Origin of the sequence: Magnetospirillum moscoviense (genome assembly GCF_001650635.1) — a bacterium.
GTDB classification, from domain to species: Bacteria; Pseudomonadota; Alphaproteobacteria; order Rhodospirillales; family Magnetospirillaceae; genus Magnetospirillum; species Magnetospirillum moscoviense.
Genome location: NZ_LWQU01000153.1, coordinates 1 through 18,638 on the forward strand (window position 1 = coordinate 1; position 18,638 = coordinate 18,638).

18 protein-coding genes are annotated in these 18,638 nt (G+C 65.4%); 11 read left to right on the forward strand and 7 right to left on the reverse strand.

Translation table 11 applies throughout. From position 1 onward, the window contains the following. The first annotated feature begins 116 nt into the window (after window positions 1–116). The 9 genes from A6A05_RS13760 (at window position 117) to A6A05_RS13800 (ending at window position 9,499) form a co-directional block, all read left to right on the forward strand. A complete protein-coding gene (locus A6A05_RS13760) occupies window positions 117–656 on the forward strand; it encodes a DNA-3-methyladenine glycosylase I (protein WP_068502248.1) in 540 nt (179 codons plus the stop codon). 300 nt (window positions 657–956) lie between these two features. Beyond that, on the forward strand, window positions 957–1,397 hold the full coding sequence (locus A6A05_RS13765; RefSeq protein ID WP_068502251.1) for a hypothetical protein: 441 nt from the start codon (window positions 957–959) through the stop codon (window positions 1,395–1,397). 73 nt (window positions 1,398–1,470) lie between these two features. Further along, a complete protein-coding gene (gene proS / locus A6A05_RS13770) occupies window positions 1,471–2,760 on the forward strand; it encodes a proline--tRNA ligase (protein WP_068502328.1) in 1,290 nt (429 codons plus the stop codon). A gap of 24 nt (window positions 2,761–2,784) precedes the next feature. Continuing rightward, a complete protein-coding gene (locus A6A05_RS13775; protein WP_068502253.1) occupies window positions 2,785–4,029 on the forward strand; it encodes a lipoprotein-releasing ABC transporter permease subunit in 1,245 nt (414 codons plus the stop codon). Continuing rightward, window positions 4,022–4,702 (forward strand): ABC transporter ATP-binding protein, encoded by a 681-nt coding sequence (locus A6A05_RS13780; protein WP_068502256.1) that lies wholly within the window; start codon window positions 4,022–4,024, stop codon window positions 4,700–4,702. The genes A6A05_RS13775 and A6A05_RS13780 overlap by 8 nt, the downstream gene beginning before the upstream one ends. Window positions 4,703–4,763: 61 nt before the next feature. Continuing rightward, window positions 4,764–5,474, forward strand: a complete 711-nt coding sequence (locus tag A6A05_RS13785; RefSeq protein WP_068502260.1) for a substrate-binding periplasmic protein — start codon at window positions 4,764–4,766, stop codon at window positions 5,472–5,474. Window positions 5,475–5,595: 121 nt separating this feature from the next. Further along, window positions 5,596–7,449, forward strand: a complete 1,854-nt coding sequence (gene ilvD, locus A6A05_RS13790; protein ID WP_068502264.1) for a dihydroxy-acid dehydratase — start codon at window positions 5,596–5,598, stop codon at window positions 7,447–7,449. Then, window positions 7,449–8,297, forward strand: a complete 849-nt coding sequence (locus A6A05_RS13795) for a bacteriohemerythrin (RefSeq protein WP_156521059.1) — start codon at window positions 7,449–7,451, stop codon at window positions 8,295–8,297. Before ilvD ends, A6A05_RS13795 begins: the two co-directional genes overlap by 1 nt. 5 nt (window positions 8,298–8,302) lie before the next feature. Continuing rightward, complete coding sequence (locus tag A6A05_RS13800; protein ID WP_172822282.1) at window positions 8,303–9,499, forward strand: heme oxygenase-like domain-containing protein; 1,197 nt, start codon at window positions 8,303–8,305, stop codon at window positions 9,497–9,499. A 1-nt stretch (window position 9,500) separates the two neighbouring features. On the opposite strand, the gene A6A05_RS13805 is transcribed toward A6A05_RS13800, so the two are convergent. Continuing rightward, on the reverse strand, window positions 9,501–10,274 hold the full coding sequence (locus A6A05_RS13805) for a ferredoxin--NADP reductase (protein WP_068502268.1): 774 nt from the start codon (window positions 10,272–10,274) through the stop codon (window positions 9,501–9,503). Between the two features lie 130 nt (window positions 10,275–10,404). Continuing rightward, complete coding sequence (locus tag A6A05_RS13810; protein ID WP_082910970.1) at window positions 10,405–11,178, reverse strand: exodeoxyribonuclease III; 774 nt, start codon at window positions 11,176–11,178, stop codon at window positions 10,405–10,407. Between the two features lie 73 nt (window positions 11,179–11,251). Between A6A05_RS13810 and A6A05_RS13815 the strand changes: the two genes are divergently transcribed. Then, on the forward strand, window positions 11,252–11,893 hold the full coding sequence (locus A6A05_RS13815) for a hypothetical protein (RefSeq protein ID WP_156521060.1): 642 nt from the start codon (window positions 11,252–11,254) through the stop codon (window positions 11,891–11,893). Window positions 11,894–11,899: 6 nt separating this feature from the next. On the opposite strand, the gene A6A05_RS13820 is transcribed toward A6A05_RS13815, so the two are convergent. The 4 genes from A6A05_RS13820 to argS are packed head-to-tail and all read right to left on the reverse strand — an operon-like array spanning window position 11,900 to window position 16,175. Further along, a complete protein-coding gene (locus A6A05_RS13820) occupies window positions 11,900–12,580 on the reverse strand; it encodes a site-2 protease family protein (protein WP_082910971.1) in 681 nt (226 codons plus the stop codon). Next, window positions 12,577–13,593, reverse strand: a complete 1,017-nt coding sequence (gene nagZ / locus A6A05_RS13825; protein ID WP_156521061.1) for a beta-N-acetylhexosaminidase — start codon at window positions 13,591–13,593, stop codon at window positions 12,577–12,579. Before nagZ ends, A6A05_RS13820 begins: the two co-directional genes overlap by 4 nt. Further along, entirely contained in the window at window positions 13,580–14,440 is an 861-nt protein-coding gene (locus A6A05_RS13830) for an SPOR domain-containing protein (protein ID WP_068502278.1), read from the reverse strand. The genes nagZ and A6A05_RS13830 overlap by 14 nt, the downstream gene beginning before the upstream one ends. A gap of 1 nt (window position 14,441) precedes the next feature. Beyond that, window positions 14,442–16,175: an arginine--tRNA ligase gene (gene argS / locus A6A05_RS13835; protein WP_068502281.1), complete on the reverse strand. Its 1,734-nt coding sequence runs from the start codon at window positions 16,173–16,175 to the stop codon at window positions 14,442–14,444. Window positions 16,176–16,450: 275 nt separating this feature from the next. Here argS and A6A05_RS13840 point away from each other — a divergent pair, with 275 nt between their 5' ends. Further along, on the forward strand, window positions 16,451–17,344 hold the full coding sequence (locus A6A05_RS13840) for a tetratricopeptide repeat protein (RefSeq protein ID WP_068502290.1): 894 nt from the start codon (window positions 16,451–16,453) through the stop codon (window positions 17,342–17,344). A 13-nt stretch (window positions 17,345–17,357) separates the two neighbouring features. Here A6A05_RS13840 and A6A05_RS13845 read toward each other — a convergent pair whose 3' ends face one another. After that, the gene (locus A6A05_RS13845; protein ID WP_068502297.1) at window positions 17,358–18,539 is read right to left on the reverse strand and encodes a deoxyguanosinetriphosphate triphosphohydrolase; all 1,182 of its coding nucleotides are present in this window, start codon (window positions 18,537–18,539) and stop codon (window positions 17,358–17,360) included. Window positions 18,540–18,638: the final 99 nt, after the last annotated feature.

Below are 18,638 nucleotides of genomic sequence, written 5' to 3' on the forward strand. Positions count from 1 at the left end.
TCGAATGGTGTGTCTCGACAACCACCATCTTGGCGCATTGCGACGCCGGTGAGCAGGGGCCGTCCACCCCATCAATTTATTGACCGATTGGTATCAAAGACAGGCAGGGGGCATCGATGAGCTGGTATTGCGACGTTGCCCCCGGCCACCCTGTCCACCAGCCTTACCACGATCTGGAATACGGCTTCCCCCAGACCGACGACAAGGTGCTGTTCGAGCGCCTGACCCTGGAAATCTTTCAGGCCGGCCTGTCGTGGGAAATTACGCTGAAGAAGCGGGCCGGTCTGGTCGCCGCCTTCGAAGGCTTTGATCCCGCCCATGTCGCCCTCTATGGCGAGGCCGACATCGAGCGGCTGATGGCCGATGCCCGCATCATCCGTAACCGCCGCAAGATCGGCGCCACCATCGAGAACGCCAAGCGACTGGTGGCATTGGTGGCAGCGCACGAATCCTTCGCCGCCTGGATCAAGGCCCATCATCCGCTGACCAAGCCGGAATGGGTCAAGCTGTTCAAGAAGACCTTCGTCTTCATGGGCGGCGAGGTGGTCGGCGAGTTCCTGATGAGCATCGGCTATCTGCCCGGGGCGCACCGCGAGGATTGCCCGACCTTCCAAAAGATCGCGCCGCTGGCCCCGGCCTGGATGGATACGCCCTGAAACGAAGACGGCGGGACCGGTTGCCCGATCCCGCCGTTTCCTGCGTCTCCGCGCTTAGGCGACCCGTGGGTCCCCCAGCGACCTTCCTCCCTAAACTTGAGCCGCATTCCGGGTGCCTTTTGGCTTGTCCCGTGCCCGTCGGCGGGGCTTGGGGCGCAATGTACGCAATTTCGTGACGTGCGTCACCCACTTTTTTTTAGATTGTTTCGTGTTCGCGGTCATTTTGGGATTTTCTTGCGCTCGTGCCGGTGGTGCGTCACGATTCCCGGCACCAACGCGTTTCAAGAAAGGAACCGTCCGATGTCGCCCGCCCGCATCCTTCGCCTTGTATCGGCTGTCCTGGTTTTGTCGCCGCTGGCCGCCCACGCCCAGTCGAACAGCCAGACCATCAAGATCACCAGCTCGGATTGCGCCAGGCTGGTGCGTCACAATCCGTCGGCCGATGTCTCCTATAAGCCGGGCGAGGGGGTGCGCGGCAAGAAGGTCGCCCCGGCCGACCTGCCCGGCAGCGGTAACGACATTGGCAAGCAATTGCTGCCCGAGGTGCTGGAAATCCCCATCCAGATTTCGCCCATGGCCGGCAAGGGCTATGCCACCAACGGCCTGGGTGACAGCCAGACCACTCTGGGCATGGTGAAATACGACATGAACAAGGGCACTTTCACCCTGAACGGCCAGCCGATGGGCTCGGCTGACCAGCAGGAACTGGCCAATGCCTGTGCCAAGCGCGGGGTGAAATAGCGGGTCCCTTGTGTTCGAGCCGGGCTTTGCCTAAAGTCCGGCCCTTGTGTTCGCGCGATTTCCCGAGGATTCCATGCGTCTGTCCCGATTTTTCCTGCCGACCCTCAAGGAAACCCCGTCCGAGGCGCAGATCGCGTCGCACCGGCTGATGCTGCGTGCCGGCATGATCCGCCAGTCGGCGTCGGGGATCTACACCTGGCTGCCGCTGGGCTGGAAGGTGCTGCAAAAGATCGAGCAGATCGTGCGCGAGGAGCAGGACGCGGCCGGCGCCCAGGAATTGCTGATGCCGACCATCCAGTCGGCCGACATCTGGCGCGAATCGGGCCGTTATGACGCCTATGGCAAGGAAATGCTGCGTTTCACCGATCGCCATGATCGCGAGATGCTGTATGGCCCGACCAACGAGGAACTGATCACCCAGATCTTCCGCGACAACGTCAAAAGCTATCGCGAGTTGCCGCAGATCCTTTACCACATCCAGTGGAAGTTCCGCGACGAGGTGCGGCCGCGCTTCGGCGTCATGCGCGGGCGCGAGTTCCTGATGAAGGATTCCTATTCGTTCGATATCGATTTCGACGGCGCCAAGCGGTCCTATGAGGCGATGTTCAACGCCTACCTGCGCACCTTCAAGCGCATGGGCCTGACCGCCATTCCGATGGCTGCCGATTCGGGCGCCATCGGCGGCAATCTGACCCACGAATTCCACGTGCTGGCCGAAACCGGCGAATCCGGCGTGTTCTATGACGTCGCCTACGAGGAACTGGCGGCCAAAGACGCCATCGACCTGGAAGCGCTGTCGAAGCTTTACGCCGTCACCGACGAGAAGCACGACCCCAACTCGCCCGATTGCCCGCCGGCCGACCGGCTGAAGGTGGCGCGCGGCATCGAGGTCGGACACATCTTCTATTTCGGTACCAAATATTCCGAGGCCATGGGGGCCCGCGTCGCCGGCCCCGACGGCAATCCGGTCACCGTCGAGATGGGGTCCTACGGCATCGGCGTCTCGCGCCTGGTCGGGGCCATCATCGAGGCCTATCACGACGAGCGCGGCATCAAGTGGCCGGAAGCGGTCGCCCCCTTCAAGGTCGGTCTGGTCAATCTGAAGGCCGGCGACGCCGCCTGCGACGGGGTGTGCGAGGATGTCTACGCCAAGTTGAATGCCGCGGGAGTCGAGGTGTTGTACGACGACCGCGACGAGCGGGCCGGCGTCAAGTTCGCCGACATGGACCTGATCGGCCTGCCGTGGCAGTTGGTCGCCGGTCCCAAGGGCGTGGCACAAGGGCTTGTCGAGTTGAAGAACCGTCATACCGGCGAGAAGCAGGAATTGTCGGTCGAGGCGGCACTGGCCAAGCTGGTCGGCTGACCGAGCAATCAAGGGGGACGGGTGATGATCTTCGGGGCCTTCGAACGCATGGTGGCGTTCCGCTATCTGCGGGCACGCCGCAAAGAGGGCTTCATCTCGGTCATCGCCGGCTTCTCGCTGCTGGGCATCGGCCTGGGCGTCGCCACCTTGATCGTGGTGATGGCGGTGATGAACGGCTTCCGCCAGGAATTGCTGTCGCGCATCTTGGGCATCAACGGCCATGTCGGCGTTTACGGCCAGGGCATGGCCCTGGTCGATTACGATCCGCTGGCCGACGCCATCCGCAAGATGCCCGGCGTGGTGCGGACCATCCCCACCGTCGAGGGCCAGGTGATGGCGACCTCGCCGGTGGCCGCCGCCGGCGCCGTCGTCCGCGGCGTGCGGCCCGACGATCTGCTGGCCCGCGATATCTTCCGCTCGAAATTGGGCGGCTCGGCCGCCGAGTTCAAGGCCGGCGACGGCGTGCTGATCGGCTATCGGCTGGCGGAAAAGCTGGGGCTGATGGTCGGTGACACCATCACCCTGATTTCGCCCAAGGGCAACGCCACCGCGTTCGGCACCGTGCCGCGCATGCGCGGCTATGTGGTGGCCGGCACCTTCAATGTCGGCATGTTCGAATATGATTCCGGCTTCATCTTCATGCCGCTGGAAGCCGCCCAGACCTATTTCAAGCTGCCGCAGGCGGTGACCCAGGTCGAGGTGTTTCTGGACAATCCCGACCGGGTGCCCCAGGCCCGTGCCGCCATCCATCAACTGACCGGCGGCAACGCCCGCATCTATGACTGGCAGCAGGCCAATGCCAGCTTTTTCAACGCCATCCAGGTCGAACGCAACGTGATGTTCCTGATCTTGACGCTGATCATCCTGGTGGCCGCCTTCAACATCATCTCGTCCCTGATCATGCTGGTGAAGGACAAGGGCCGCGACATCGCCATCCTGCGCACCATGGGGGCGACGCGCGGCATGATCATGCGCATCTTCTTCCTGTCGGGCGCCTCGGTCGGCGTTGCCGGCACGGTGGGCGGCACCCTTCTGGGCGTGTGGTTCGCCACCCACATCGAGGAAATCCGCCAGTTCATCCAGGGCATCATCGGGCGCGAGCTGTTCGCCGCCGAAATCTATTTCCTGACCCAATTGCCGGCCCGGGTCGATTACAACGAAGTGATGACCGTGGTGCTGATGGCGCTGGGCCTGTCGTTCGCCGCCACCATCTATCCCAGTTGGCGGGCCGCCGCCCTCGATCCGGTGGAGGCTCTTCGCTATGAGTGAGAAGGGGCTGAAACTCAAGGGCGTGCGCCGCTCGTTCCTGCAGGGCAAGGACCGCCTGGACGTGCTGGACGGTGCCGATCTGGCGGTCAAGCCGGGCGAGATCGTCGCCCTGGTCGGCCCCTCGGGGGCCGGCAAATCGACGCTTCTGCACATCGCCGGCCTGCTGGAGCGCCCCGACGAGGGCGAGGTGTGGCTGGGCGGCGAGGCGTGCGGCAAGCTGTCCGATGCCAAGCGCACCACGCTGCGCCGCTCGCATCTGGGCTTCGTCTATCAGTACCACCACCTGCTGCCGGAATTCTCGGCGGTGGAAAACGTCATCTTGCCGCAGATGATCGCCGGAACCGCCAAGTCAGCGGCCAAGGACCGGGCACTGGACCTGTTGGCCCGCATGGGCCTGGCCGCGCGCGCCGAACATCGGCCCGGCCAATTGTCGGGTGGCGAGCAGCAGCGCGTCGCCATCTGCCGCGCTTTGGCCAACGCGCCCAAGGTGCTGCTGGCCGACGAGCCGACCGGCAATCTGGATCCCCACACATCGGAATCGGTGTTCGACGAGCTTTTGAAGCTGGTCCGCTCGACCGGGGTGGCGGCCTTAATCGCCACTCACAATCCCGAACTGGCCGGCCGCATGGACCGGGTGGTCCGTCTGGCCGACGGCAAACTGGTCGGGGCGTAAGCCCGGTTGCCTGCACGCGCTCCGGTTGGTAGCATTCCCCAGGCTTTAGGGGAGGCGGGAGATGAAGGGGTGGATCGCGGCCATATTGGCCTTGCTGGTCGGCGTCGCGCCGGCCCGGGCCGAGGAACTGAAGCTGGTCACCGCCCATCTGCCACCCTTCACCATGGAGGGGACCGACCGCCCCGGCTTCGCCATCGAGATGATGCAGGAAGTGGCGCGCCGCGCCGGCTTGTCGGTGTCGGTCAATTTCCGCTCGTGGGTGCGGGCACAGGCCGATGCGCATAACGGTTCCGGCGTGGCCATCCTGCCGTTGGCCCGGACGCCCGAGCGCGAAAACCGCTACACCTGGGTTGGCGAGATGTTCGGTATCGAGGTCAATTTCGTCGATGTCGCCGGCAAGGGCTATAGCCTTGATGCCGCCCGGTCGCTGAACAGCGTCATCGTCCAGGAGGGAACGTCCTTCGTCAGCTCGCTGAAAAGCGCCGGCTTCGGCAACCTGATCACCCGGCCCGACACCACCACCAACGGGCGGATGCTGGTGGGGGGACGGGCCGAGGCCTGGTACGTCGCCCGTCTCGAGGCGCTGTGGGTGTGGAAGAACGCCGGATTTCCGGGTAAGCCGACCATCGGGCCGAAGGTCGAGGACGAGAAGCAATGGCTGGCCCTGTCGCCGGGGGCCGACCCGGCCTTGGTCGAGCGCCTGCGGGCAGCCATGGCCTCGGTGATCGCCGACGGCACCCGCGAGCGCATCATCCGCTCCTATCTGGAATAGGTCGGCCAAGTCAGCCGGAAAGCATGGACCGGCCCAAGGACAGGCGCGCATAATCTCTTCCGCTGGCCCGTCCCAGGGGCTATCTTCCGGCTGTCTCGTCTTGTGCTTAAGGGTTGATCCTATGCCTGAATACCGTTCCCGTACTTCCACCCACGGTCGTAACATGTCGGGCGCTCGCGGCCTGTGGCGCGCCACCGGCATGAAGGACGAGGATTTCGGCAAGCCGATCATCGCGGTGGTCAATTCCTTCACCCAGTTCGTGCCCGGCCATGTCCATTTGAAGGATCTGGGCCAGATGGTGGCGCGCGAGATCGAGAAGGCCGGCGGTGTCGCCAAGGAATTCAACACCATCGCCATCGATGACGGCATCGCCATGGGCCATGCCGGCATGCTGTATTCGCTGCCCAGCCGCGAGATCATCGCCGATTCGGTCGAGTACATGGTCAATGCCCACACCGCCGACGCCATGGTGTGCATCTCGAACTGCGACAAGATCACGCCCGGCATGCTGATGGCCAGCCTGCGCCTCAACATCCCGACCATCTTCGTCTCGGGCGGGCCGATGGAAGCCGGCAAGGTCACCTTCAAGGGCGAGACCCACGCCGTCGATCTGATCGACGCCATGATCAAGGGCGCCGACAAGAACGTGTCCGACGAAGAAGCCATGGCCTTCGAGCGCGAAAGCTGCCCGACCTGCGGCTCGTGCTCGGGCATGTTCACCGCCAATTCCATGAATTGCCTGACCGAGGCGCTGGGCCTGTCGCTGCCCGGCAACGGCACGGTGGTCGCCACCCATGCCGACCGCAAGGAATTGTTCCTGGAAGCCGGAAGGCGCATCGTCGCCATCACCAGGGCCTATTACGAGGGCGGTGATTCGTCGGTGCTGCCGCGTTCCATCGCCACTTTCGAAGCGTTCGAGAACGCCATGACCCTGGACATCGCCATGGGCGGCTCGACCAACACCGTGCTGCACATCCTGGCCGCCGCGCAGGAAGCCGGGGTGAATTTCGGCATGGCCGACATCGATGCCTTAAGCCGCCGGGTGCCGTGCCTGTGCAAGGTCGCCCCCAACATCGCCGACGTCCATATCGAGGATGTTCATCGGGCCGGCGGCATCTTCGGCATCCTGGGCCAGTTGGAACAGGGCGGCCTGCTGCACGGGTCGTGCGGCACCGTCCATTCCAAGACCTTGGCCGACGGTCTGGCCAAGTGGGACATCAGCCGCACCAACGATCCGGCTGTGCAGGAACTGTATCGCGCCGCTCCCGGCGGCGTGCGCACCACCGAGGCCTTCAGCCAGGCCAAGCGCTGGGACAGCCTCGACACCGATCGCGCCAAGGGTGTCATCCGCTCGGTTGACGGCGCCTTTTCCAAGGATGGCGGCCTGGCGGTGCTGTTCGGCAACATCGCGGTGGATGGCTGCATCGTCAAGACCGCCGGCGTCGATGAAAGCAACCTGACCTTCAAGGGGCCGGCGGTGATCTGCGAAAGCCAGGAAGAAGCGGTGGCCAAGATCCTGGGCGGCGGCGTCAAGGCCGGCGACGTGGTGGTGGTCCGCTACGAAGGCCCCAAGGGCGGCCCCGGCATGCAGGAGATGCTGTACCCGACCAGCTATCTGAAGAGCATGGGCCTGGGCAAGGCCTGCGCCCTGATCACCGACGGCCGCTTCTCGGGCGGGACTTCGGGTCTGTCGATCGGTCATGCCTCGCCGGAAGCGGCCGAGGGCGGCGCCATCGGCCTGGTCGAGGAGGGCGACACCATCGTCATCGACATCCCCAACCGAATCATCAAGGTCGACCTGCCCGATTCCGAACTGGAACGTCGCCGTCAGGCGATGGAGGCCAAGGGGGCCAAGGCCTGGAAGCCGGAGGGTCGTGATCGTCAGGTCAGCGCGGCCCTGAAGGCCTATGCCGCCATGACCACGTCGGCTGCTCGGGGGGCGGTGCGCGACGTCAGCCAACTGGATCGTCGCTGATGGCGGGCATCGCCTGGAGCGAGATGATGAGCGTCGGCGTCCCGGTCCTGGACGCCGACCACAAGACCCTGGTCGGCCTTGTCAACAATCTGCACCGCTCGATCGGCGATGCCGAGGAATACGCCACGCTCGGCAGTGTGCTGCAGGCCCTGCAGGATTACGCCGACCACCATTTCGCCCGCGAGGAACGGGTGATGGAGGTCTGCCGCTATCCGTCGCTGGACACCCACGCCCGCATCCATCGCCGCCTGGCCTTGGAAGTGCGCGAGCTGAAGACACGTTACGATGGCGACCGCTCGACGGTGCGGGCCAAGGATTGCCTGGATTTTCTGCATAAGTGGCTGTTCGAGCACATCTGCTCGACCGACATGGATTACCGCGCCTGGGTGGTTGGCCATCCCGAGGCGGCCAGTGCCGCCGAATCGGTCAGCCTGACCGATAGCCGGCCGGGCAAGGCCCAGTTGGACTGGAAGGCCTTGCGTATCCTGGTGGTCGACGACAACGTGAATTTCGCCCAGATCATGCGCACGATCCTGGAAGGGGTGGGGGTGGTCGATATCCGCACCGCGGCCGACCTGGACGGCGCCAAGGCCATTCTGGCCGGGACCGAGCTGGATATCGTGGTGTCTGATTGGCATGTCGGACCGGAAAGCGGTCTGGATCTGGTTGCCTGGATTCGGCGTCAGCCGGAATTGGCCAAGATTCCGGTGCTGGTGCTGTCCGGCCACGAGCGGGTGGCCAGCCGTGACGTCGCGCTGTCGGCCGGTGCCGATGAATTCATGGAAAAGCCGATTTCGGCCCGGGGATTGCTGATCTGCCTGTCGCGGCTGGCGCGCAAGGGGGGATGATGAGCTTGACCGATCTGGTCATCGAGAAGGATGGCCGCAAGCTTCTGCCGGATTTCGTCCATCCGCTGCCCAACCTGCTGGAAATGAGCGCCGAGCAGGTGCTGGAATCCTTCCGTGACAGCCAGCGCGCCGACTTCACCGCCATCGTTGCCCAGGCCGAGCGGCCAGGATCGCCCTTGCATGAAGTGTTCGCCCGGCTGGGCGAAGGGGTGGGGGCCGACAATCCGTTCCACCGCATCGCCCTGTTCAAGCCTGGCGCGCTGGAGGATTTGTTCCTCGACCTGCACGACCATGTGATGAGCCATCCGGTGTGGCGCCACCCGTTCTTCGTTCGGGTGTTCGAGGGCCGCATCGAGGTGCCGCAGGTGATGCGCTTTTCGGTGGCCTATTTCAACCAGATCAAGAACACGCGCCAATGCGTCGCCCTGGCCATCGGTCGCTTCCACGGCCTGATGGACCTGCCGTTCGGCCCGCTGAACGAACATGTGTCGGAAATCACCCAGATCGCCCTGGCCCAGTTGGTCGCCGACGAATACGGGGTCGGGGTCCACGCCGTCGAGGATTATCCCGACCTGGCCCGTTTGCTGAAGGCGCGCACCCACATCGCCCTGTATCGCCAGATGTTCGCCGGGCTTGGCATTCCCGACGGCCAGCAGGACCGGCCGATGCTGTGGGGGGGGGCCGATAACGTGCTGACCCAGCGTCTGGTTGCCGGCCATCCGGCCTTTTCGCCGCTGGAAGCCTTGTCCTCGGTCGGGCTGGGAATGGAGTGGGGCGTCCCGGAATTCTTCAGCCTTCTGCTGGGCGGCCTGATCCGGGTGGCCAGCTGCGAGGGTCTGCCGCTGTCGGCCCACCATCTGGAAGTGTTCATCGCCCATGTCCGCTATGACGTCCTGCACGCGGTGTCGGTGATGCTGGTGACCAGCCTGCACATGAAGGGGGGCAGCGACGCGGCGGTGGTCAAGAATGCCTGCAATACCCTGATGGCCGGGCGCTACGGCATGATGGGCGACCTTTACCGCGACGTGTTCGGCGAGGAATGCCCCGGCTTGGCCGATATCGGGCTGGAGCGGCGTTATCACCTGACCGACCGCCGCATCGAGGCGGCATTGCTCGAGGCGCGCGCCACCATCGATCCGTCACGGGTCGAGCAGGGTGCCGATTATCGCCGGCACAAAGCCACACCGTTCGTCTTCGCCTGATTTATTTCTCGGCGAACGCCTTCTCGATGACATAGTCGCCGACACCGGCATGGCTGCCCTGATCGAAGCCCTGGGCTTCCAACTGCTCGATCAGCTCGGTCATCATGTGCGGGTTGCCGCAGATCATCACCCGATCCTCGGCCCGGTTCAGCGCCGGCAATCCCAGGTCGGCGAACAGCTTGCCGTTGGCCACCAGATCGGTGATGCGGCCCTGGTTGCGGAACGGCTCACGCGTCACCGTCGGATAATACAGCAGCTTGTGGCGCGCCTCGTCGCCGAAGAACTCGTTCTTGGGCAGTTCCTCGGTGATGAAGTCGCGGTAAGCCAGGTCGGCGATGTGGCGGACGCTGTGGACCAGGACCACCTGGTCGAAGCGCTCGTACAATTCCGGATCCTTGATGATCGACAGGAACGGCGCCAGGCCCGTGCCGGTGGCCAACAGATAGACCCGCTTGCCCGGGCGCAGATTGTCCAGCACCAGGGTTCCGGTGGTCTTCTTGTTGACCAGGATGGTGTCGCCCGGCTTGACCGCGGCCAGCCGCGAGGTCAGCGGCCCGTTCGGCACCTTGATCGACAGGAATTCCAGATGCTCCTCGTAATTGGCGCTGACCATCGAATAGGCGCGCATCAACGGCCGGCCGTCCACCATCAGGCCGATCATCGCGAACTGGCCGTTGTCGAAACGAAACCCCGGATCGCGGTTCAGCCGCAGGGTGAACAACGTGTCGGTCCAGTGATGGATATCCAGGACGGTCTTTTCGATGATGTTCGACATGGAGCTGGTTGGTCCCTTGCCTCGGGGCGGTGCAACAAACTTCTAACAATTATGATAGTCACTCGCAAACATTAAAATGTGGTTTGCGTTACGAAAAACAAATACACAATGTAAATATGGGTATTGCCGATCAGGCTAATTCGACCCAGACCGGAGTATGGTCGCTGGCTTTGTCCTTGCCGCGCGGGGCCTTGTCGATGTCGCAGGCGACCAGGCGGTCGGCCGCTTGGGGTGACAGCAGCAGGTGGTCGATGCGCAATCCTTCGCCGCGCGGCCAGGCGCCGCCCTGATAATCCCAGAAGCTGTACCGGCCTGGCTCGGGATGCAGGGCGCGGAACGCCTCGGTCAGGCCCAGATGGCACAGCTCGCGGTAAAGAGCGCGGCTTTCCGGCCGACACAGGGCGTCGGCCTTCCAGCCTTCCGGGTCGTAGACATCGGCGGCGGTGGGGCAGATGTTGTAATCGCCGGCCAGCACCAACGGCCGTCCCTCGGCCAGCAGTTCCTGGGCGCGGTCGATCATCCGGCGCATCCAGCCCAGCTTGTAGGTGAACTTTTCCCCGGGCGCCGGATTGCCGTTGGGCAAATACAAGGACACCACGCGGATGCCGGCGATGTCAGCCTCGATCCAGCGGGCCTGTTCGTCGGCGGGGTCTCCGGCCAGTTCGGTCACCACATTGTCGATCGGATGGCGCGCTAAGATGGCGACGCCATTATAAGATTTCTGCCCATGCACGGCGACGCGCCAGCCGGCCGCTTCGAACTCCAGCCGGGGAAACTTGTCGTCGGGGCACTTGATCTCCTGCAGGCCCAGGACGTCGGGCTTGGCGTCGGCCAGCCACTCCATCACATTGGTAAGACGGGCATTGACGGAATTGACGTTCCAGGTCGCAATACGGATGGTCATGCGGGAGACTCGGGGCTTGATAGGTTCGGCGTCAGTGTTAGCCCATTATCGCCCGGTGGCGAAGGGTCTGTCGATGGCGGCGGTCGCGTTGGCGTTGGTCTGGGCCGCGCCGGCCGAGGCGGCACCGGCCTGTCCGCCCCAGATCCCGGGGTGGGAGCGCCCGGCCGCCGCCACCCTCGACACCGGCAAGGTTCAACCGGTCTACCGCCACGACCGCACCGTCAATGATCTCAGTATCGGCGTGCTGCGCCGCCAAGGACTGACCAACGTCCAAACCCAGCTGCAATTGTCGGTCGAGGTGGAAATCGTCCCGGTTCCGCCGCAATCGGCCTGCTACCGCCTGAAGACGGTCAAGGGGCGTTGGCAGATTATCAATATCGAGGTGTTCATCGCCTTCGAGCACCAGCCCGGTAGCTGCAGCTATACCGCCACCCGCGACCACGAGAACCAGCATGTGGCGGTGGCCCAGACCACCTATGATGCGCACTTGCCTGTGGTGACCGCCGCCTTGACCTCGGCCGCCAATCGGGTCAGGCCGTTCCAGAGCGTGCGTGACGACGGCACAATCACCAACAATCTGGTCAAACAATTACAGGCCGAACTGGCGCCGACCTTGGCCGCCTACGAGGCCGAGATCAAGCGTCGCAACGGCGATCTGGATACGCCGGGCAGCTACCGCGAGGTGGCGTCGCGTTGCAAGGTCTGGCCCAAGTGAATTCGATCAGCCGAACACGATGACCAGCAGTTCCAGCAAGGCGGTGATGGCTGGGTTGATGACCAGATCGAACAGGTCGATCCTGGCGCCCAGCAGAGTACTGACCGGCGGTAACACCATCAGCAGGCCGACGACGATCAGCATGCCGTATTGCTCCAGCCGGGCCAGCGGATAGCCCAGGCTGCGCGGCAACAGCCCGACGGCGACGCGGCCGCCGTCCAGCGGCGGGATGGGGATCATGTTGAACACCGCCAGCAGCAGGTTCAGATAGATGGCGTTGGCCAGGTTAAGACGCGCCCAATCGATGCCGGATTCCGGCAGATCGCCGACCAGGCGAATGGCCAGGATGGCCAGGATCGCCATCACCATGTTGGCGGCCGGGCCGGCGGCAGCGACCAGCACCATGCCGAAGCGGGGATTGCGCAGGCGGCGGAAATCGACCGGAACCGGCTTGGCCCAGCCGAACAGGAAACCGCCGGCCAGCATCAACAGGCCGGGTACGACGATGCTGCCGACCGGGTCGATATGGCGGATGGGGTTGAGCGACAGTCGGCCCGCCCGCTTGGCGGTGTCGTCACCCAGCGCCAGGGCGGCATAACCGTGCGCGGCCTCGTGGAAGGTGATGGCGAAAATCAGCGGCAGGGCCGAGACCGCGATCTGCTGGACCAGGCCCGCACCGCTCATCATGTCAGCGCGCTTTCAATCTCGGCTGCTGCGGCGGCTCGGTCGAACGGCTGGGGCTGCCGCTTGCGTCGCGCGGCCAGGGCGACACGCTCGCGCGCGGTCTCGGTCATCGGCGGCAATTGCTGGGCGATCTCGGCCATCTCGTCCATGTCGCCGTTGCAGTGAAGCACCAGATCGCAGCCGGCGTCCAACGCCCGGATCGTTCGCTCGCCGAAACTGCCGCCCAGGGCTTTCATGGACAGATCGTCCGATATAAGAACGCCCTGGAACCCGATGATTCCACGAATGATTTCGCCGATGACCTTGGCCGATAGCGTCGCCGGGGCGCTCTCGTCGATGGCGGTGTAGACCACATGGGCGGTCATCGCCCACGGCTGGTCGGCCAGGGCCTTGAAGGGGGCGAAGTCGGTCGCTTCCAGCTCGGCCATCGAGGCGGTCACCACCGGCAGGTCAAGGTGCGAATCGACCAGGGCCCGGCCATGGCCGGGGATGTGCTTGATGACCGGCAACACGCCTTCATCCAGCAGGCCGTCGCAGACGGCGCGGCCCAGGGCGATGATCCGGGCCGGGTCGGTACCATAGGCGCGGTCGCCGATGACATCGTGGGCGCCTGCCACCGGGACGTCCAGCACCGGGGCGCAATCGATGTCGATGCCCAAATCCGCCAGTTCGGCCCCGATCAGGCGGAAATTCAGCCGGGCCAGACGGGCGGCCTCGGCCTGGTCGGCCAAATTGGCGAAGGCCATGCCGGTGGGCGCGGCCCGCCAATGGGGCGGGCGCAGTCGCTGGACCCGGCCGCCTTCCTGATCGATCAGCACCGGGGCATCAGCGCGGCCGACGGACGCGCGCAAATCGGCCACCAGGGCGCGAACCTGATCGGGCGATTGGATGTTGCGGGCGAACAAGATGAAGCCCAGCGGATTAGTCGCGGCGAAGAAGCGGCGTTCCTCGTCGGTCAGAACCGGGCCGGCGCAGCCCAGGATGGCGGCGGTCGCGATGGCGTTATTTGCGGGCAATGATGCAGCCTTGGTTGCGGGCCTTCAGCTCGGTGCACATCTGCTTGGCGGCGGCTTCCGACAGCGGGCCGGCGCGCAGGCGCCAGAAAATGCCCTTTTCGCCCAACTCGACGCGGACGACGTCGGATTTCAGGGTGCCCAGCAGGTCGGCGTTGGCCTTCTGGATGCGCGACCATTCCTTCTCGGCATCTGGCGCCGAGCGAAGCGCGCCCAGCTGGATCAGATAATCGCCGCCGGCCGGAGCCGCCTTGGCCACCGCCGGAGCAGGAGCGGGCACCGGAGCCGGAGCCGGGGCCGCCGGCATGGCCTTAGGCAAAATCGGCTCGACCGGCTTGGCCGCCACCACCGGCTCGGGGGGCTTGGGCTTGATCGGTTCGGGGGCGGGGGCCTGCGCCACCGGGGCAGGCGCGGGCGCCACCGGCTTGGGCGTCTCGGCCACCGGAGCGGGGGCAGGGGGGGCTGCGACCTTCGGCGGCGCTTGCGGCTTTTCCGGGGCCGGCAGCAGGCGCTCGACCTTGGAATCTCCCTCGCCGGGTTCCAGGCGTTCGTAGATCAGCTTGTCCTGGTTGGGCACCTGCATGCCGCCGCGATCATCGGGGCGAATCTTGATGGGCCGCTCGTCGGCCTTGATGACCGGAATTCCCGGTCCCACCGCCTTCTTGCCGCCCATGAAGTGCCAGCCGGCGGCGACGATGCCGCCGACCGCCACCACGGCGGCGACCAGGGTCACGGTGGCGCGCAGGCGCGATCCGGCGCGGGCCTGACGGGAATCGGCGTCGGCATCATAGCGGGCCGGGATGATATCCAGGATGTCGCGATCGAAATCGTCGCCGGGTCTGTCAGCCATGTCAGCGCATTTCCTCCACCGGCTCGACGCCGAAGATTGCCAGGCCAGAAGCGATCACCGCCGCCACCGCCTTCAACAGGGCCAGGCGGGCGACCGACAGCTCGCGGTCCTCTTCCAGCAGGAAGCGCAGCTGAACATCGTCCTTGCCCTTGTTCCACAGACCGTGGAAACCGGCCGCCACCTCGGTCAGGTAGAAGGCGACGCGGTGCGGCTCGTGGGCCTCGGCGGCGCTTTCGACCAGACGCGGCCAACCGGCCAGCAGCTTGATCAAACCAAGCTCGGCCGGATCGGTCAAGCGGCCCAGCGCCGCCTTGGCCAGAGCCTGGCCCGACAAATCCTGGTCGGGCCACAGGGCGGCGCCATGGCGGGTCACCGACTGGCAGCGCGCATGGGCGTACTGGACATAGAACACCGGGTTGTCGCGCGACTGTTCCAGCACCTTGTCGAGGTCGAAATCCAGGTGGGCATCGTTCTTGCGGGTCAGCATGATGAAGCGGACCACGTCCTTGCCGACCGCTTCGACCAGATCGCGAAGCGTGACGAAGGTGCCGGCCCGCTTGCTCATCTTGTAGGGCTGGCCGCCCTTGAGCAGATTGACCATCTGGCACAGCTTGACGTCCAGGGCGCCCTGGCCCTCGCTGACCGCCTTGACGGCGGCCTGCATGCGCTTGACGTAACCGCCATGGTCGGCGCCCCAGATGTCGATCTGGTCGGCGAAGCCACGCCGGAACTTGTCCTGGTGATAGGCGATGTCCGAGGCGAAATAGGTCCACGACCCATCCGACTTCTTCAAGGGGCGATCGACATCGTCGCCGAACCCTGTGGCGCGGAACAGCACCTGCGGGCGCGGCTCCCAATCGTCCAGGACCTTGCCCTTGGGCGGTTCCAGGATGCCGGTATAGACCTCGCCGCGTTCTTCCAGGAAGGACAGCGCCGCATCGACCTTGCCGCCCTCGACCAGGCCGCGTTCCGAGGTGAAGACGTCGTGCACCACGCCCAAGGCCGCCAGGTCGTCGCGGATCATGTCCATCATCGCGTCCACCGCGATGGGGCGGATGATGGCCAGGCATTCGGCCTCGTCCTTGGCCTTCAGCTCGGGGCCGAAGCGGTCGGCCAGCAACTGGCCCAGGGGCTTCAGATACTCGCCCGGATACAGGCCTTCCGGAATGTCGCCGATTTCCTCGCCCAGGGCCTCGCGATAGCGCAGCAAGGCGGAGCGGGCCAGCACGTCGATCTGGCCGCCGGCATCGTTGATGTAATATTCGCGGGTGACGTCGAAGCCGGCCTTGGCCAGCAACGAGGCCAGGGCGTCGCCGACCACGGCGCCGCGCGCGTGGCCGATATGCATCGGCCCGGTCGGGTTGGCCGAGACGTACTCGACATTGACCCGGTGGTTCTTGGGCGCACCGGCGCCATAGGCCGGGCCAGCGGCGACGATGTCGGCCAGCCGTTCGGCCCAAAACGCATCGGCCAGGCGCAGATTGATGAAGCCGGGGCCGGCGATCTCGACATCGGTGACGGCGGGCAGCTGGCGCAGTTCGGCGGCCAGCTTTTCGGCCAGATCGCGCGGCTTCATGCTGGCGGCCTTGGCCAGCACCATGGCGGCATTGGTGGCGACGTCGCCATGGGCGGCCTCGCGCGGGGGCTCGGCGGTGACGCGAGCGGTATCCAGACCGGGAACGATACGGTCGATAATGGCGACGATGTCGTCGCGGAAGGCAGCGAAAAGGTTCATAGGTCTCGGTTTCACCAGGGTTGCCGCAGGGCTGCCGGACTGTGCCATCCACGGGCGCGACTGTCCACAGGAAGCATGCGGGCCGCTTGTCCGCCAGGGCGATCCATGGTGAGATGGCCGCACCCTGTGGAGGTTGCCAATGCGCGTGTTCATGCCCCTTGTGCTGGCGGTGATCCTGGTCCTTTCGCCCACGGCGTTCGCCGCCGACGCCCAAGACCTGCTGCGTCAGGCGCAGCAGTTGCGAGACAACGACAAACGCGCGGCGGCGCCAGGATGTGTGGACCCAATCAAGGGTCCTGCGCTATCAGGGGGCTATTCACCAGGGCGTCAACGCCTTCACCGACGCGGAAACGGCCTATCAAGGGGCCCTGGACGCCGCCCGGACCGGCCGGTTTCGCGCTTTGGAAGGCGAGGCGCTGATCTCCCGTGGCGACCTGCGGCGGCTGCAGGGCCGCGATGACGACGGGCGGAAGGATTTGGATCGGGCTTTGGCCCTGTTTGATGCCGAAGGTCTGCCCCGCGAGGCCGCCGCTGCTCGTTTCCGCATCGGTTCGCTGGAGCTGGAGCGCAACCGCCCGCACGTGGCTGAACCCATCCTGCGCCAGGTGTTGCAGGCAGGACCGGTCGCGGACCGACTGACGCTGGCCCATGCCCACCGCTATTTGGGAGGGATTGACCGGGACCGGGGCGATCGGGTGGCGGCGCGGGACCACTTTGAGGCCGCCGCGACGACGTACCGGTCCTTGGATTCCCCCCTGGGGCAAGCCAATGTGGCGGATGATCTCGGACGTCTGGAACTGGCGGCCGGCAACGCCGCCGCCGCCAAGCGATGGTTCGGCGATGCCGAAATCCTTTATCGTCGGGCTGGCGACACGGTCTGGGAAGGCAAGGCCAAGGCCAAGCGGGAAGAGGCCGAGCGGGCACTGGCCGCGGGCAAGTCAGTGGTCGTTGCTCCGGTGCCGGTGGTGGCTCCACCGCCGCCCGTCCCACCCGTCGTCCAGCCACCGGAACGATCCTTAGAGCCGGCGGAAAAGCCGTCCTTGTCGGATCGGCTGGTGGATGCACTGATCGAGGAGCTTCCGAAAATCATCATCGGCGTGGTGGTCAGCCTGCTCAGCCTGTTGGGAATTTGGCTCTATTCCCGGCTGAAAAAGGTGGTCAGCGACTGAGCCCACCTACCGATTACGGCTTTTCCTGCATATCGAACAGCCGCCGATGTTCGTCCAGCGCGAAGCGGTCGGTCATGCCGGCGATGTAGTCGGCCACCACCCGGGCGGTCTTGGCGGTGCCCGGCCCGTCGGACAGGCGGCGCCATTCCGGCGGCAGGCATTCGGGTTCCGCGTGCAGCAGATGAAACAGGTCCTTGACCACCCGGCGGCCCTTGCTGGTCATGCGGTTGACGGTGAAGTGGCGGTACATGTTGGGGAACAGAAACGCCTTCAACGCCCGGTCGTTGGCCCGCATTTCGTCGGAAAAGGCCACCAGCGGTTCGGGCGCCGCGCGCACCTCGGCCGCGCTTTGGGGGCGGTGGCGCTCGATGCGGCGTCTGGTCTCGGCGATGCAGTCCAGGATCATCATGCCGATCATCCGGCGCACCACCTCGTGGATGTGCAGCGACAGCTCGGCATCGGGGTATTCGGCGGCGACCGCCCGGAACACCGGCCCGACCAGCGGCACCTCGGCCAGGTCGCGGATGGTGAACAGGCCGGCGCGCAGGCCGTCGTCGATGTCGTGGTTGTTATAGGCGATGTCGTCGGCCAGGGCCGCCACCTGGGCCTCGGCGCTGGCGAAGGTGGCCAGTTCCAAATCGTGGCGGGCGACATATTCGGTGATGGCGCCCGGTAGCACCTTGTCGGGCTTGACCGCCAGCGGTCCGGTCAATGGGCCGTTATGCTTGACGAGGCCTTCCAGCGTCTCCCAGGTCAGGTTCAGCCCGTCGAACTCGACATAGCGGCGCTCCAGCTTGGTGACCACCCGCAAGGACTGGGCGTTATGGTCGAAGCCGCCGAACCCGGCCAGCACCTCTTGCAGCGCGTCCTCGCCGGCATGGCCGAAGGGGGTGTGGCCCAGATCGTGGGCCAGGGCCAGGGATTCGGCCAGATCCTCGTCCAGGCCCAGGACACGGGCGATGGAACGGGCGATCTGCGACACTTCCAGCGAATGGGTCAGGCGGGTGCGGAAATTGTCGCCCTCGTGATAGACGAAGACCTGGGTCTTGTATTGCAGGCGGCGGAAGGCGGCCGAATGGATGATGCGGTCGCGGTCGCGCTGGAACGGCGTGCGCGTGCTGCTTTCCGGTTCGGCATAGAGCCGCCCGCGCGAGGCACCGGCCTGACAGGCATAGGGGGCGAGGAAGCTGTTCATGCCTGGACACTACAAGCGCGCAAGCGCGCATGCAACCGGGCGACTGGGCCGTTGAGGCCCCGCGTAGCGCAGCCAAGGGCGCGGATGCGCCCGCCCGGC

Bases quoted from the DNA above. Each gene is read 5' to 3' on its own strand.
- A6A05_RS13820 (WP_082910971.1), bottom strand. From the start codon at position 12,580: ATGATGAGCGGTGCGGGCCTGGTCCAGCAGATCGCGGTCTCGGCCCTG.
- A6A05_RS13785 (WP_068502260.1), top strand. From the start codon at position 4,764: ATGAAGGGGTGGATCGCGGCCATATTGGCCTTGCTGGTCGGCGTCGCG.
- argS (WP_068502281.1), bottom strand. From the start codon at position 16,175: ATGAACCTTTTCGCTGCCTTCCGCGACGACATCGTCGCCATTATCGAC.
- A6A05_RS13810 (WP_082910970.1), bottom strand. From the start codon at position 11,178: ATGACCATCCGTATTGCGACCTGGAACGTCAATTCCGTCAATGCCCGT.
- proS (WP_068502328.1), top strand. From the start codon at position 1,471: ATGCGTCTGTCCCGATTTTTCCTGCCGACCCTCAAGGAAACCCCGTCC.
- A6A05_RS13780 (WP_068502256.1), top strand. From the start codon at position 4,022: ATGAGTGAGAAGGGGCTGAAACTCAAGGGCGTGCGCCGCTCGTTCCTG.
- A6A05_RS13830 (WP_068502278.1), bottom strand. From the start codon at position 14,440: ATGGCTGACAGACCCGGCGACGATTTCGATCGCGACATCCTGGATATC.
- A6A05_RS13845 (WP_068502297.1), bottom strand. From the start codon at position 18,539: ATGAACAGCTTCCTCGCCCCCTATGCCTGTCAGGCCGGTGCCTCGCGC.
- A6A05_RS13815 (WP_156521060.1), top strand. From the start codon at position 11,252: ATGGCGGCGGTCGCGTTGGCGTTGGTCTGGGCCGCGCCGGCCGAGGCG.
- A6A05_RS13760 (WP_068502248.1), top strand. From the start codon at position 117: ATGAGCTGGTATTGCGACGTTGCCCCCGGCCACCCTGTCCACCAGCCT.
- A6A05_RS13775 (WP_068502253.1), top strand. From the start codon at position 2,785: ATGATCTTCGGGGCCTTCGAACGCATGGTGGCGTTCCGCTATCTGCGG.
- A6A05_RS13805 (WP_068502268.1), bottom strand. From the start codon at position 10,274: ATGTCGAACATCATCGAAAAGACCGTCCTGGATATCCATCACTGGACC.
- ilvD (WP_068502264.1), top strand. From the start codon at position 5,596: ATGCCTGAATACCGTTCCCGTACTTCCACCCACGGTCGTAACATGTCG.
- A6A05_RS13795 (WP_156521059.1), top strand. From the start codon at position 7,449: ATGGCGGGCATCGCCTGGAGCGAGATGATGAGCGTCGGCGTCCCGGTC.
- A6A05_RS13765 (WP_068502251.1), top strand. From the start codon at position 957: ATGTCGCCCGCCCGCATCCTTCGCCTTGTATCGGCTGTCCTGGTTTTG.